Source organism: Streptacidiphilus sp. ASG 303 (assembly GCF_020991365.1).
Classification (GTDB): Bacteria; Actinomycetota; Actinomycetes; order Streptomycetales; family Streptomycetaceae; genus Peterkaempfera.
Genome location: NZ_JAJLRA010000005.1, coordinates 294,455 through 308,295 on the forward strand (window position 1 = coordinate 294,455; position 13,841 = coordinate 308,295).

Genomic DNA, 13,841 nt, shown 5'->3' on the forward strand with positions numbered 1-13,841 from the left:
GTGCTGCGGGGGTGGTGCGGTCGGTGCGGCGGGTCCGGCGGGTGCCGGGGCGGTGCGGGCGCGCCGCCCCGGGGGCTGCTGCGGTGCTCACGGGCGCTTGACGAGACCGGGCGAGCGGTTCTTCCTCTTGCCGTACGAGGCGGCCTTCTTGCCGTACGAGGCGGCGCGGGCGTAGTGGGAGACCGTGCCCAGCAGCGAGCCCCCGCCGCCGGCGGCGACCATCGGGTCGGGGTCGGTGCGGCGGGCCAGCGCCATCACGCCGGGCACCACGAAGGGCGCCAGCAGCACGTCGTAGAGCAGGGCGGTGAGCACCAGGCCGAGCAGGCCGACGTGGCGGGCGGCGGTGTCGCCGACCAGGGCGCCCACGGCCGCGTACAGCAGGGTGGAGGCGATCGCGGCGACCGCGACGGCGGCCAGCGGGCCGGTGACCGACCGCAGGCGGCCGCTCTCCGGGCGGGCGAGGCCGGCGGCGTACCCGAGGAGGCAGAGCACCAGGGCGTAGCGGCCGACCGCGTGGTCGGACGGCGGGGCGACGTCGGCGAGCAGCCCGGCGGCGAAGCCGGTGATGCAGCCTCCGGTGGGCCCGTAGACCAGGCCGAGGGCGAGGACCACCAGGAGCAGCAGGTCGGGCACGGCGCCGGGGAGCTGGAGCCGGGCCAGGACGCTGACCTGGACGACCAGCGCCACGACGATCAGCGCGGCGGAGAGCAGTACGCGCTTGGGACGCATCGTCAGCCCTTCTTCGTCGTGGTGGAGACGGGCTTGGGGGTGGCGGCGGGCTTGGCGGCCGGCCTGGGCCGGGGCGGCAGCACCGTGTCGCGCGGGTCGGTGCGCGGCTTCTCCACGACGACGCCCACCAGGTCCAGTTTGGTGAAGGAGACGAAGGGCTGCACCAGGACGGTCTTGGTGAGCTCGCCCGGGGTGGGCTCCACGTAGGCGACGGTGCCGACGGGGACGCCCGGAACGAACGGGCGGCCCTTCTCGGAGCCGAAGGTGACCAGGCGGTCGCCGCGCTTCACCTGGGCGCGGCCGTTGAGCAGCTGCACCTTCATGGGGCGGGTGCCCTGGCCGGTGGCGAAGCCGATCTCGTCGCCGCCCTCCATCCGGGTGCCGACGGTGAAGTCGGGGTCGGAGGCGAGGAGGACGGTGGCGGTGGTGTGGCCGACGGTGGTGACCCGGCCGACCAGGCCGTCGCCGTTGATGACGGTCATGTCGCGGGTGATGCCGTCGTCGCTGCCGGCGTCGATGGTGATGGTCCAGGAGAAGCCCTGGGCCGCTCCTATGGCGATGACCTGCGCGGCCTTGATGGCGTACTGGCCGGAGCCGGCGGTCTTCAGCAGGGCGTCCAGCTGCCGCACGCGGCTGCCGGCCATGTCGGAGGAGGCCAGGCGCTGCTTGAGCACCGCGTTCTGCCGCTCCAGCCGCCGGATGCGGTCCTGGTGGGAGCCCGCGTCGCGGACCGCCCGGATGCCGTCGGCGACCGGGTTGACGGCGGACGCGACGCCCTTCTCGACCGGGCCGAGCACGGTCGAGGCGGCGTCGCGGGCACCGTTCAGCGGCGATTCGTCGCCGCCCCGGATGTCGACGGTGATCAGGGCGAAGGCGATGGCCACCAGCAGGATGAGCAGCAGCCGGCTCTCTCGTGTGTCCCTCACGGTGCTCGGACGAGCCCTTCGTCTCTCGGGGTCGGCCCGGGGCGCCGGCCGGGCCCTCGGAGGGGCCCGGCCGTGGCGGCCGCCGGTTCTGGCGGGACCGGTGGTGCGGCTAGCGGCGCGGCTGCGAGTCCAGGACCTGCTGGAGCGCCTCGAACTCCTCGACGCACTTGCCGGAGCCCAGCGCGACGGAGTCCAGCGGGTTCTCCGCGATGTGGATCGGCATGCCGGTCTCGCGGCGCAGACGCTCGTCCAGACCGCGCAGCAGGGCGCCGCCGCCGGTGAGCACGATGCCGCGGTCCATGATGTCGCCGGCCAGCTCGGGCGGGCACTGGTCGAGGGTGGTCTTCACCGCGTCGATGATCGAGTTCACCGGCTCGTCGATGGCCTCGCGGACCTCGGCGGCGGAGATCACCACGGTCTTGGGGAGACCGCTGACCAGGTCGCGGCCGCGGATCTCGGCGTGCTCGTCCTTCTCCAGCTCGCTGCCGTAGGCGGAGCCGATGGACATCTTGATCTGCTCGGCGCTGCGCTCGCCCAGCAGGAGCGAGTACTCCTTCTTGATGTGCTGGACGATGGCGTTGTCCAGCTCGTCGCCGGCGACCCGGATGGACTGCGCGGTGACGATGCCGCCGAGCGAGATCACGGCGACCTCGGTGGTGCCGCCGCCGATGTCGACGACCATGTTGCCGGTGGCCTCGTGGACCGGCAGGCCGGCGCCGATCGCGGCGGCCATCGGCTCCTCGATGATGTGCACCTGGCGCGCGCCGGCCTGCGAGGACGCCTCGATGACGGCGCGCCGCTCCACACCGGTGATGCCGCTGGGGACGCAGACCACGACGCGGGGGCGGGCCAGGTAGCGGCGGCGGTGGATCTTCAGGATGAAGTACCGCAGCATCCGCTCGGTGATCTCGAAGTCGGCGATGACGCCGTCCTTCAGCGGCCGGATGGCCACGATGTTGCCGGGGGTGCGCCCGATCATCTTCTTGGCCTCGGCGCCCACCGCGAGGATGCCCCCGGTGTTGGTGTTCACCGCCACCACGGATGGCTCGTTGAGGACGATGCCCCGGCCCCTGACGTACACCAGCGTGTTGGCGGTGCCGAGGTCGACAGCCATGTCACGGCCGATGAACGACATGTTGTTCGCCATGGGATCAGGGGGCCTTCCCGAACTCGAGGGTGGGGGTGGCTGGAGAGGACGGCCAGCCGTGCCGACGTGCTGAGTCACCGGCTTCGCCGCACCGGGCGGGCAGCCCGTGAGCCGTCCCCCATCGTAGCCACGCCCGCTCCGGGGACGCCCACGCACACCGTGCACCCATTCTCGTTGCGCGGGGCGTGTTCTCCCGGGATTGGGACGCCGTGTCGGTGCCCGGGGTTCCCGGTCCGGCGGACGTCCCGGCGGAGGCTGCGGTGGGGGTTGGGGCGGGCGTTCCGGCAGGTGGGCCGCCGCGGGGGCCGCGGCGGGGGCGTGCCGGTGCGCCCCCGCGGACCGCTGCGGACCCGGGGGCGGGAGGAGAGGGCGGGGGCGGGGGGTGCGGGGCGGGCGCCGGGGCCGGGGAGCGCCGGATCCGCACCGGACGGGGCGCCGGTGCAGATCCGGTGAGGATCCCGGGGATCAGGCGTGCGCCGGGAAGAAGATCTTGATCTCGCGCTCGGCGGAGGCCTCGGAGTCCGAGGCGTGGATCAGGTTCTCGCGGGTGATCGTCGCGTAGTCGCCGCGGATGGTGCCGGGGCCCGCCGCGATGGGGTCGGTGGCGCCGGCCAGCGCGCGGACGCCCTCGATGACGCGCTCACCCTCGACGATCATGGCCACGGAGGGGCCGGACGCCATGAACTCCAGCAGCGGCTCGTAGAACGGGCGGCCCACGTGCTCCGCGTAGTGCTGCTCCAGCACGGCCCGGTCGAAGGTGCGCAGCTCCAGGGCCGTGACGGTCCAGTCCGCCTTGCGCTCGATGCGGCTGGTGATCTCACCGATCAGACCGCGGCGGACACAGTCGGGCTTGAGCAGGACGAGGGTGCGCTGCGACACGGGGCGGCTCCAGGGAGGTCGGTGGACGGGCGCCGGCGCGCGGATGCGGATGCGCGCAGGACGGTGCGTGTACGGGCGGTACTGCGGTACGGGCGGTACTGCGTGTGGGGGAAGGTCTCGCGAGGAGGTTACCCGGCGGTCAGACCTGCGCCGCCGCCCGGGCGGCCTTGAGGGCGTCGATCCGCCGGCCGTAGTGCACCGAGCACCACCACAGCGCGGCGAAGACGGCGCCCAGCCCGTACATGATCGGGACGACGGCGCCGGCGGCGACCAGCCCGATCTGCAGCGCCCAGCCCAGGGCGACGCCGCCCGGCCGGGTCACCATGCCGCAGAGCAGCACGCAGAGCGCCATCGCGGTGCCGCTGACCGCCCACAGGGTGCCGTGCGGCACGTCGGAGAGCTGCATGGCGACCAGCGCGGCGAACATGATCACCAGCGCCTCGCCGATGAGGGTGGAGGAGCACAGGGTGCGCATGGGTGACGGCCTCTCTCGTTCCCGCGTCTCAGTTCCCGCGCCGGTTCCGTCCGAGGAGGATCCGGGCCTCGCCGACGGTGATGACCGAACCGGTCACCAGGACGCCCGCGCCGCCCAGGTCGCCCTCCTCCTCGGCGAGGGCGACGGCGGCGTCGATGGCGTCGTCCAGGCGCGGCTCGACCTGCACCCGGTCGGCGCCGAACACCTCGACGGCGAGGGACGCCAGCTCGTCGGCCTCCATGGCGCGCTGGGTGGAGTTCCGGGTGACGACGACCTCGGCGAGGATCGGCTCGAACGCCTCCAGCACGCCCCGGACGTCCTTGTCGGCGCTGGTGCCGACCACGCCCACCAGGCGGGTGAAGCCGAAGGACTCGCTGATCGCCTCCGCCGTGGCCCTGGCCCCGGCCGGGTTGTGGGCGGCGTCCAGCAGCACGGTGGGACTGCGCCGGACGACCTCCAGGCGGCCCGGCGAGGTGGTGCCGGCGAAGGCCTGCCGCACCTTGTCGTCGTCCAGCGACTCGCCGTTCGCGCCGCCGACGCCGAAGAACGCCTCGACGGCCGCCAGCGCCAGCGCCGCGTTCTGCGCCTGGTGGACGCCGTGCAGCGGCAGGAAGACGTCCTCGTAGGTGTGGCCGCCCAGGCCCCGCAGGGTCACCAGCTGGCCGCCGACCGCCAGGTCGCGGTGGAGCACGCCGAACTCCATGCCCTCGCGGGCCACGGTCGCGTCCACCTCCACCGCACGGCGGAGGATCGTCTCGGCGGCGTCCAGCTGCTGCTGGGCGACGACCGCCAGGGCGCCCTTCTTGATGATCCCGGACTTCTCCACCGCGATCTCGCCGGGCGTGGTGCCCAGCTTGTCGGTGTGGTCCAGCGAGATCGGGGTGATCACGGCCACGGCGGCGTCGATGACGTTCGTGGCGTCCCAGGAGCCGCCCATGCCGACCTCGACCACGGCCACGTCCACCGGGGCGTCGGCGAACGCCGCGTACCCCATGGCGGTCAGCACCTCGAAGAAGGACATCGGGACGGGCAGCTCCTGGTCGACCATGCCGATGTAGGGCTCGATGTCCCGGTAGGTCTCCACGAACCGCTCGGGCGTGATGGGCTCGCCGTCCAGGCTGATCCGCTCGGTGACCGACTCCACGTGGGGGCTGGTGTAGCGGCCGGTGCGCAGGTCGAAGGCGCGCAGCAGCTGCTCCACCATGCGGGCGGTGGAGGTCTTGCCGTTGGTGCCGGTGATGTGGATCGCCGGGTAGGAGCGCTGCGGCTGGCCCAGGATGTCCATGAGCCGGGCGATGCGGGTGAGCGACGGCTCCAGCTTGTTCTCCGGCCAGCGGGCCAGCAGCTCGGCCTCCACCTCGCGGAGGCCGGCGAGGGCCTCGTCGGCGGCGGATCGGTCCGGGTTCCTGCTGGTCTTGTCGCTCACGCACCCAGTCTACGGAGCCGCGGGACCGCCGGGCGCCGCGGGACCGCCGCGAGGCCGCCGTGGGACCGCAGCAGCGCCGCGGGCCGCCCGCCCGGCGGCCCGTACGGCCGGCGGTCCGGTCGTACGGGCCCGGGAGGGGCGGCCCGCGGTGTGGTGGCGGTGCGGTGGCGGTGCGGTGCGCGCGCCCGGCGGTGCGGGTCAGGCCTGCGGCAGGGCCGCCAGCTGCGCCGTGATCCGGGCGATGTCGGCCTCGGCGGTGGCCTGCCGGGTCCGGATCTTCGCCACGACCTGCTCGGGCGCCTTGGCCATGAAGCCCTCGTTGCCGAGCTTGGCGGTGGTCTGCGCCAGCTCCTTCTCGGCGACCGCGAGGTCCTTCTGCAGGCGCTTGCGCTCCGCCGCCACGTCGATGGCGCCGGAGAGGTCCAGCGCCACCGTGGCGCCGGCGACCGGCAGGGAGGCGGTGGCGGTGAAGCCGTCGCCGGCCGGCTGCAGGCGCAGCAGGGAGCGGATGGCCTCCTCGTGCGCGGCGAGCGGGGTGCCGGCCAGGTCCAGGCGGGCCGGGACGCGCTGGCCCGGCTTGAGGCCCTGGTCGGCGCGGAACCGGCGGACCTCGGTGACCACCTGCTGGAGCGTGGTGATCTCCGCCTCGGCGGCCGCGTCGCGGAAGCCGCTGTCGGCGGGCCACTCGGCGACGACCACGGACTCGCGGCCGGTGAGCGCCGTCCACAGCGCCTCGGTGACGAACGGCACCACGGGGTGGAGCAGGCGCAGCGTCACGTCCAGCACCTCGCCCAGCACCCGGCGCGAGGCGTCGGCCGCGGGGCCGCCGGCGGCGAGCGTGGTCTTGGACAGCTCGACGTACCAGTCGAAGACCTCGTCCCACGCGAAGTGGAAGAGCGCGTCGGAGAGCTTGGCGAACTGGTAGTCGTCGTAGAGGGCGTCGACCTCGGCCACGGTGGCGTTGAGGCGGGAGAGGATCCAGCGGTCCGCCGCGGAGAGGTCCGCCGCCTCGGGCAGCGGGCCCGCCACGGTGGCGCCGTTCATCAGCGCGAACCGGGTGGCGTTCCAGAGCTTGTTGCAGAAGTTGCGGGACCCCTGCACCCAGTCCTCGCCGATCGGCACGTCGGTGCCCGGGTTGGCGCCGCGGGCCAGGGTGAAGCGCACCGCGTCGGAGCCGTAGGCGTCCATCCAGTCCAGCGGGTTGACCGCGTTGCCGAAGGACTTCGACATCTTCTTGCCGAACTGGTCGCGGACCATGCCGTGCAGGGCGATGGTGTGGAACGGCGGGGTGCCGTCCATCGCGTAGAGGCCGAACATCATCATCCGGGCGACCCAGAAGAACAGGATGTCGTAGCCGGTGACCAGGACGGAGGTCGGGTAGAACTTCTCCAGCGAGGGGGTCCGCTCCGGCCAGCCGAGCGTGGAGAACGGCCACAGGCCGGAGGAGAACCAGGTGTCGAGGACGTCGGTGTCCTGCGTCCAGCCCTCGCCGCTCGGCGGCTCCTCGTCGGGACCGACGCAGACGACCTCGCCGTCCGGCCCGTACCAGACCGGGATGCGGTGGCCCCACCACAGCTGGCGCGAGATGCACCAGTCGTGGAGGTTGTCGACCCAGCCGAAGTAGCGGGGCTCCATCTCCTTGGGGTGGATCGCCACGCGGCCGTCGCGCACCGCGTCGCCGGCCGCCTGCGCCAGCGGGCCGACCTTGACCCACCACTGCAGGGAGAGCCGCGGCTCGATGGTGGTCTTGCAGCGCGAGCAGTGCCCCACCGAGTGCAGGTAGGGGCGCTTCTCGGCGACGATCCGGCCCTCGGCGCGCAGCGCGCCGACGATGGCCGACCGGGCCTCGAAGCGGTCCAGGCCCTGAAAGGGGCCGTGGACGGTGATGACGCCGCGCTCGTCGAGGACCGCGATCGACGGCAGGTCGTGCCGCCGGCCGATCTCGAAGTCGTTGGGGTCGTGGGCCGGGGTGACCTTGACCGCGCCGGTGCCGAACTCCGGGTCGACGTGGGCGTCGGCCACGACCGGGATCCGGCGGCCGGTCAGCGGCAGCTCGATCTCCCGGCCGACGAGGTGGGCGTAGCGCTCGTCGTCGGGGTGCACCGCCACGGCGGTGTCGCCGAGCATGGTCTCGGCGCGGGTGGTGGCCACCACGATGGCGTCGTCGCCGTCGCCGTAGCGGATGGAGACCAGCTCGCCCTCGTCGTCCTGGTACTCCACCTCGATGTCGGAGATGGCGGTCAGGCAGCGGGGGCACCAGTTGATGATGCGCTCGGCGCGGTAGATCAGGCCGTCGTCGAAGAGCTTCTTGAAGATGGTCTGGACGGCCTGCGAGAGGCCCTCGTCCATCGTGAAGCGCTCACGGGACCAGTCCACGCCGTCGCCGAGGCGCCGCATCTGACCGGAGATCTGGCCGCCGGACTCCGCCTTCCACTGCCAGACCCGCTCGACGAACGCCTCGCGGCCGAGGTCGTGGCGGGACTTGCCCTCCTTGGCGAGCTCGCGCTCCACCACGTTCTGGGTGGCGATGCCCGCGTGGTCCATGCCGGGCTGCCACAGCGTCTCGTAGCCCTGCATCCGCTTGCGGCGGGTGAGGGAGTCGATGATCGTGTGCTCGAAGGCGTGGCCGAGGTGGAGCGAACCGGTGACGTTCGGCGGCGGGATGACGACGGTGTACGGGGGCTTGTCGCTCTTCGCGTCCGCCTCGAAGTAACCCGCGGCCACCCAGCGCTCGTACAGCTTCCCCTCTACCTCGGCCGGTGCGTACTGGGTCGGCAGGGTGGCGGCGGCGCTGTGGTCCCCGGCCTGGTCGGCCTCGGGGCGCTGGTTCGTCATGTCGGTCACGACGGACAGTCTACGGAAGCCGGGGGACCGGTGACGCACCGCCGGACGGGGGTGCCTACGCCCCAGGTCGCCGGGCGACGCGGGCGGCGGCGTTGGGATAGCGTGCCGCCCGACGAGACGACACGCCGACGAGACGAAGCGCCGCCCCGGGCGGCCGGGGGAGGCACCGCATGTACGGGCAGGGCCAGCAGTATCCGCAGACCCCGGGGCAGCAGCCCCCGCAGCAGCCCTACGGCGCCCCCGGCGGCTACCCGCCGCCCCCTCCCCCGCAGCAGCCCTACGGGCAGCCGCCCGCCCCGCAGGGGTACGGGCAGCAGCCGCCGTACGGCGCGCCCGCCGCACCGCCCTCGTACGGGCAGCCCCCGCAGGGGTACGGGCAGCCGCAGCAGCCGTACGGCGCACCGCAGCCCGGCTATCCCCAGCAGCCCGGCTACCCGCAGCAGCAGCCGTACGGCGCCCCCGGCGGCTACCCGCCGCCGGCCCCGGCCGGCGGGCGGCGGAGCCGCAGGGGGCTGGTGATCGGGATCGTCGCCGGCGTGCTGGTGCTCGGCGGCGTGGCAGCGTTCGTGGCGACCCGCGGCGGCGGCGGGGACGAGGGCGCGGCCATGGCGGGGCGGTACCGGATCGCCACCCCGGCCACCCTGCCGGGCGGCTACGCGCTGAACACGCACAAGGAGCAGGCGGCGGACGACACCCAGACCGCCGGCGTCGGCAAGGAGATGACCGGCGTGGTCGCCACCTATGTGGGTGGCACGCCGCGCTCGCTGCTGACGGTGTTCGGCGCGTACGGGAAGATCGCCGACCCGAAGGCCGCGGGCGCCCAGTACGAGGCCGCGGCGGCGCAGCGGAAGGCCCGCTACGCCCAGCCGATGCGGGACTTCCCCGCCAAGGACCCGCACGACGGCGGCGCCGTGCTGCGCTGCGGGGAGCTCCAGACCTCCAAGGGGCCGATGACCACCTGCTACTGGGTGGACCACGCCACCCTGGCCTCGGTCCTCTTCACCACCGTGCCCACCTCCCCCGATGCCCAGGCGCAGCCCGTGGACCCGGAGCAGGCCGCGCAGCAGACCCGCACCATCCGCGACGGCGTCGTGCAGCCGAAGTGAGCCCGGCCGTCCGGAGCCCCGCCGCCCGACCGGGCGGCGGGGCTCCTGGCGTTGCGCCCTGGCACTGCGTCCGGGCACTGCGGCGGAACCTCTTTGACGCGGCGGCCCCGCACCCGCTCTGATGTGCGCACGTCGAGCACACCGGGCGCAGGTCCGGGGAGGGAGCGCGTGGTGGGCGCAGGACAGGCACCGTCCGGGGAGGCCCGCGAGCGGGCGGAGGACGGCGGCCCGGTGCGGACGGAGCAGCCGGCATCCGGGGGTGCGCAGGGCGCCCGGGACGCCCAGGCCGCCGCCAGGGAGGCGGCCCGCGCGGCTTCCGAAGCCGCCGCGCTGGCTGCCGCGGCCCAGGCGGCCGCGGCGCGCGCCGCGGCGGAGGCCACGGCCCGCTCCCAGGACGCGGCGGCCGCGCAGCAGCCCCGGCCGTTCAACGTCCTCGTCCCGGAGCCGCCGAAGGCCCGCCGGGGCCTCTTCCTCACGCTCGGCCTGGTGGCGGGCTTCGCGGCCGGGGCGTTGAGCGGGTTCGGGCCGTGGGCCGAGGGATTCGTCCGCGGCCACCTCCACGGGGACGCCACGCACCAGCTGGTGCCGGTGTCCTCGTTCCAGGACATGGCCCGGCTGCCCGAGGACAGCGGCATGGTCCGCAGCATGCGCGAAGGCGGGGAGAAGGAGGCCGGCGGTCTCGGGAGAGCCGCCGAGCAGCTCGGGGTCTTCGCCCCCGTGGTCGCCGCGTACCAGCAGGGCGGTGCGGACGGGCGGACGGCGGCCCTCTCGGGCGCCTCCTTCCGCAGCCGGGTGCCGATGGCCCCGGACACGGTCCTCGACCGGGCGCTGGACGACGACCGGTGGTCGCGGCTGGTGGGGGGTGGAAAGGCCGGCGGGCCCCGCCCGACCCTCGGACGGTGGGAGGACCAGGAGCCGGGTCCGCTCGGCGGCGCCATGCGGTGCGCTCCGGTGAGCCTCCGGGAGCGGGCCGTCCTCGCCGTCTGCGCCTGGGCGGACGACAGCGTCCTGGGGTTCTACCTGGACACCGGCCGCCGGCACCGGATCGACCTCGGTGCGGTCGCGACCGACGCCCGTGCGATGCGGCTGGCCGTCGAGATCCCCCGGTAGCCTCCGCCGCGGCCTCGACCGCACAGACGAGGGCCCCGCACCGGACGGATCCGGTGCGGGGCCCTCGTCGTCGTGCGTCCGCCGTCGTGCGTCCGCCGTCGTGCGTCCGCCGGGGCGGATGCCGGTCAGGCGCTCTTCTCGCGCCGCTCGCGCTTGATCATGTCGCGCGGGACCAGCGTCGGGATGGCGTGCTTGGAGACGACGTCGCCGGTGACGACGACGCGGGCCACGTCCTTGCGGGACGGCACCTCGTACATCACCGACATCAGCACCTCCTCCATGATCGCGCGGAGGCCGCGGGCGCCGGTGCCGCGCATGATCGCCTGGTCGGCGATGGCCTCCAGCGCGTCGAGGGAGAACTCCAGCTCCACGCCGTCCAGCTCGAAGAGCCTCCGGTACTGCTTGACCAGGGCGTTCTTCGGCTCGGTGAGGATCTGCAGCAGGGCCTCGCGGTCCAGGTTGTGCACCGAGGTGATGACCGGGAGGCGGCCGATGAACTCGGGGATCATCCCGAACTTCACCAGGTCCTCCGGCATGACCTCGCGGAACAGGTCGCTGGAGTCGATCTCGTGCTTGGAGCGGATGGTCGCGCCGAAGCCGATGCCCTTCTTGCCGGCCCGGCCCTCGATGATCCGCTCCAGGCCCGCGAAGGCGCCGCCCACGATGAACAGCACGTTCGTGGTGTCGATCTGGATGAACTCCTGGTGCGGGTGCTTGCGGCCGCCCTGCGGGGGCACCGAGGCGGTGGTGCCCTCCAGGATCTTCAGCAGGGCCTGCTGCACGCCCTCGCCGGAGACGTCGCGGGTGATCGACGGGTTCTCGCTCTTGCGGGCGACCTTGTCGATCTCGTCGATGTAGATGATCCCGGTCTCGGCCTTCTTGACGTCGTAGTCGGCCGCCTGGATCAGCTTGAGCAGGATGTTCTCGACGTCCTCGCCGACGTAGCCCGCCTCGGTGAGCGCGGTGGCGTCCGCGATGGCGAACGGCACGTTGAGCATCCGGGCGAGGGTCTGCGCCAGCAGCGTCTTGCCGGAGCCCGTGGGGCCCAGCAGCAGGATGTTGGACTTGGCCAGCTCGATGCCGTCGTCCCGGCCGCCGCCGGAGCGGCCGTTCTCGCCCGCCTGCACCCGCTTGTAGTGGTTGTAGACGGCGACCGAGAGCGCCTTCTTCGCGATGTCCTGGCCGACGACGTACTGGTCCAGGAACTCGTAGATCTCGCGCGGCTTCGGCAGTTCCTCGAAACGCACCTCGGAGGTCTCGGCGAGCTCCTCCTCGATGATCTCGTTGCAGAGGTCGATGCACTCGTCGCAGATGTACACGCCGGGACCGGCGATGAGCTTCTTCACCTGCTTCTGTGATTTGCCGCAGAACGAGCACTTGAGCAGGTCGCCACCGTCTCCGATGCGTGCCACGAGGTGCTTCCCCTTCGCCAAAGGCCCCGTGGGGGTCGGAGCCTGGTGCTTGGTATCCGACGGTACTCCGTCGGGCCCGCCGATCGGCCGACTTCGGCAGCTTGGCCGTACGCCCTGGGCGAATCCGTGACCGAGGGGGCCGGGGGGTCGGAGGGGAACGGCGGGTGCCACCGGGCGTGTGCACGAGCACCGCCCTGCTGTCAGATGGTGCCAGGCCGCGGCCCCCGCCCGGAAGACGGGGGGTGGGCCGCGGCCTCGCGGCAGCGCATCCGGTCAGTCGAGCAGCGAGCTCTTGCGGGTGGAGATGATCTGGTCGACGAGCCCGTACTCCAGGGTCTCCTCGGCCGTGAGGATCTTGTCCCGCTCGATGTCCTCGCGGATCTGCTCGATCTCCTTCTTGGAGTGCTTGGCCAGCAGGGTCTCCAGCTGCTCGCGCATCCGGAGGATCTCCTTGGCCTGGATCTCCAGGTCGGAGACCTGGCCGCGGCCGGTCTCGGTGTAGGGCTGGTGGATCAGCACGCGGGCGTTGGGGAGCGCCATGCGCTTGCCGGGGGTGCCGGCCGCCAGCAGGACGGCGGCGGCGGAGGCGGCCTGGCCCATGCAGACGGTCGAGATGTCCGGCTTCACGAACTGCATGGTGTCGTAGATCGCGGTCAGCGCGGTGAACGAGCCGCCGGGGCTGTTGATGTACACCGAGATGTCGCGGTCCGGGTCCATCGACTCCAGGCAGAGCAGCTGGGCCATGATGTCGTTGGCCGACACGTCGTCGATCTGGGAGCCGAGGAAGATCACCCGCTCCTCGAAGAGCTTGGCGTACGGGTCGTACTCCCGGATGCCCTGGGAGGTGCGCTCGACGAAGCGGGGGACGATGTACCGGCCCTCGGCGCGCAGGCGCTCCTGGGCCTCGCCCATCAGGCTGGGGATGTTCATGGTTTCTGGGCCTCCGTGTGTGCGGACTGTCGCTGGCGGACTCTCTGGGGGAACGGCTGCCGGGCGGCTCAGGCGCCCGTGCCACCGCCGCCGGGGACGTCCGCGGCGTGGTGCATGACCTCGTCGATGAGGCCGTAGTCCTTCGCCGCCTCCGCGGAGAACCAGCGGTCGCGGTCGGAGTCCTTGGTGATCTGCTCCAGCGACTGGCCGGAGTGGAAGGCGATGAGCTCGGCCATCCGGTGCTTGGTGCGGATCAGCTGCTCGGCCTGGATCCGGATGTCGGTCGCCGAGCCGCCGAGGCCGGCCGAGGGCTGGTGCATCAGGATCTCGGCGTTGGGGAGCGCGAACCGCTTGCCCTTGGCGCCGGCCGTCAGCAGGAACTGGCCCATGGAGGCCGCCAGGCCCATGGCGATGGTCACCACGTCGTTCTTGATGTACTGCATGGTGTCGTAGATCGCCATGCCTGCGGTGACCGAGCCGCCCGGACTGTTGATGTAGAGGTAGATGTCCTTTTCCGGGTCGGCGGCAAGGAGCAGAAGCTGGGCGGTGATCTTGTTGGCGATGTCGTCGTCGACCGCCTGGCCGAGGAAGATGATGCGCTCGCCGAGCAGACGGTTGTACACCTGGTCGCCGAGGCCGACGCCGGGGATGTCACCGGCGGCGCGGGGCGCCATGAGGCCCGGGGTCGCGATCTGGGGAGTCGTCACGTAGCCACCTGCTCAGTTGAATCGGACGGCCGGCCGCCCGGCCGTCGCGCGTCTGCTGTGCTGATTGTTCCTTCTCATGGACCCTAACGCGCGGCCAGGGCCCGGCCATCCCCCACACAGAGCTGTTCGCTGTGAGCGCAGGCTGCACAG

Annotated in this window: 12 protein-coding genes; 2 read left to right on the forward strand and 10 right to left on the reverse strand. The window is 72.9% G+C overall.

The window, feature by feature from the left end; all coding sequences use genetic code 11:
• Window positions 1-87: 87 nt before the first annotated feature.
• The 7 genes from mreD to LO771_RS10080 form a co-directional block, all read right to left on the reverse strand.
• A complete protein-coding gene (gene mreD, locus LO771_RS10050) occupies window positions 88-729 on the reverse strand; it encodes a rod shape-determining protein MreD (protein ID WP_230650014.1) in 642 nt (213 codons plus the stop codon).
• 2 nt (window positions 730-731) lie between these two features.
• Window positions 732-1,655, reverse strand: a complete 924-nt coding sequence (mreC, locus tag LO771_RS10055) for a rod shape-determining protein MreC (protein WP_230650016.1) — start codon at window positions 1,653-1,655, stop codon at window positions 732-734.
• A 109-nt stretch (window positions 1,656-1,764) separates the two neighbouring features.
• On the reverse strand, window positions 1,765-2,790 hold the full coding sequence (locus LO771_RS10060; protein WP_230650262.1) for a rod shape-determining protein: 1,026 nt from the start codon (window positions 2,788-2,790) through the stop codon (window positions 1,765-1,767).
• Between the two features lie 477 nt (window positions 2,791-3,267).
• The gene (gene ndk / locus LO771_RS10065; RefSeq protein WP_230650018.1) at window positions 3,268-3,681 is read right to left on the reverse strand and encodes a nucleoside-diphosphate kinase; all 414 of its coding nucleotides are present in this window, start codon (window positions 3,679-3,681) and stop codon (window positions 3,268-3,270) included.
• Window positions 3,682-3,820: 139 nt separating this feature from the next.
• Window positions 3,821-4,156 (reverse strand): DUF4233 domain-containing protein, encoded by a 336-nt coding sequence (locus LO771_RS10070; RefSeq protein WP_230650021.1) that lies wholly within the window; start codon window positions 4,154-4,156, stop codon window positions 3,821-3,823.
• Between the two features lie 28 nt (window positions 4,157-4,184).
• Window positions 4,185-5,582 carry a folylpolyglutamate synthase/dihydrofolate synthase family protein gene (locus LO771_RS10075; protein WP_230650024.1) on the reverse strand — a complete coding sequence of 466 codons (1,398 nt, stop codon included), beginning with the start codon at window positions 5,580-5,582 and terminating at the stop codon, window positions 4,185-4,187.
• A 198-nt stretch (window positions 5,583-5,780) separates the two neighbouring features.
• Window positions 5,781-8,417 carry a valine--tRNA ligase gene (locus tag LO771_RS10080; RefSeq protein WP_230650265.1) on the reverse strand — a complete coding sequence of 879 codons (2,637 nt, stop codon included), beginning with the start codon at window positions 8,415-8,417 and terminating at the stop codon, window positions 5,781-5,783.
• Between the two features lie 179 nt (window positions 8,418-8,596).
• On the opposite strand from LO771_RS10080, the gene LO771_RS10085 reads away from it, so the two are divergent.
• On the forward strand, window positions 8,597-9,532 hold the full coding sequence (locus LO771_RS10085) for a hypothetical protein (protein WP_230650027.1): 936 nt from the start codon (window positions 8,597-8,599) through the stop codon (window positions 9,530-9,532).
• Window positions 9,533-9,703: 171 nt separating this feature from the next.
• On the forward strand, window positions 9,704-10,642 hold the full coding sequence (locus LO771_RS10090; RefSeq protein ID WP_230650030.1) for a hypothetical protein: 939 nt from the start codon (window positions 9,704-9,706) through the stop codon (window positions 10,640-10,642).
• 125 nt (window positions 10,643-10,767) lie between these two features.
• Here LO771_RS10090 and clpX read toward each other — a convergent pair whose 3' ends face one another.
• The 3 genes from clpX to LO771_RS10105 form a co-directional block, all read right to left on the reverse strand.
• Window positions 10,768-12,054 (reverse strand): ATP-dependent Clp protease ATP-binding subunit ClpX, encoded by a 1,287-nt coding sequence (clpX, locus tag LO771_RS10095; RefSeq protein WP_230650033.1) that lies wholly within the window; start codon window positions 12,052-12,054, stop codon window positions 10,768-10,770.
• 273 nt (window positions 12,055-12,327) lie between these two features.
• A complete protein-coding gene (locus LO771_RS10100; protein ID WP_304944785.1) occupies window positions 12,328-12,984 on the reverse strand; it encodes an ATP-dependent Clp protease proteolytic subunit in 657 nt (218 codons plus the stop codon).
• 68 nt (window positions 12,985-13,052) lie between these two features.
• On the reverse strand, window positions 13,053-13,658 hold the full coding sequence (locus tag LO771_RS10105) for an ATP-dependent Clp protease proteolytic subunit (RefSeq protein WP_230650271.1): 606 nt from the start codon (window positions 13,656-13,658) through the stop codon (window positions 13,053-13,055).
• Between the last annotated feature and the right edge of the window lie 183 nt (window positions 13,659-13,841).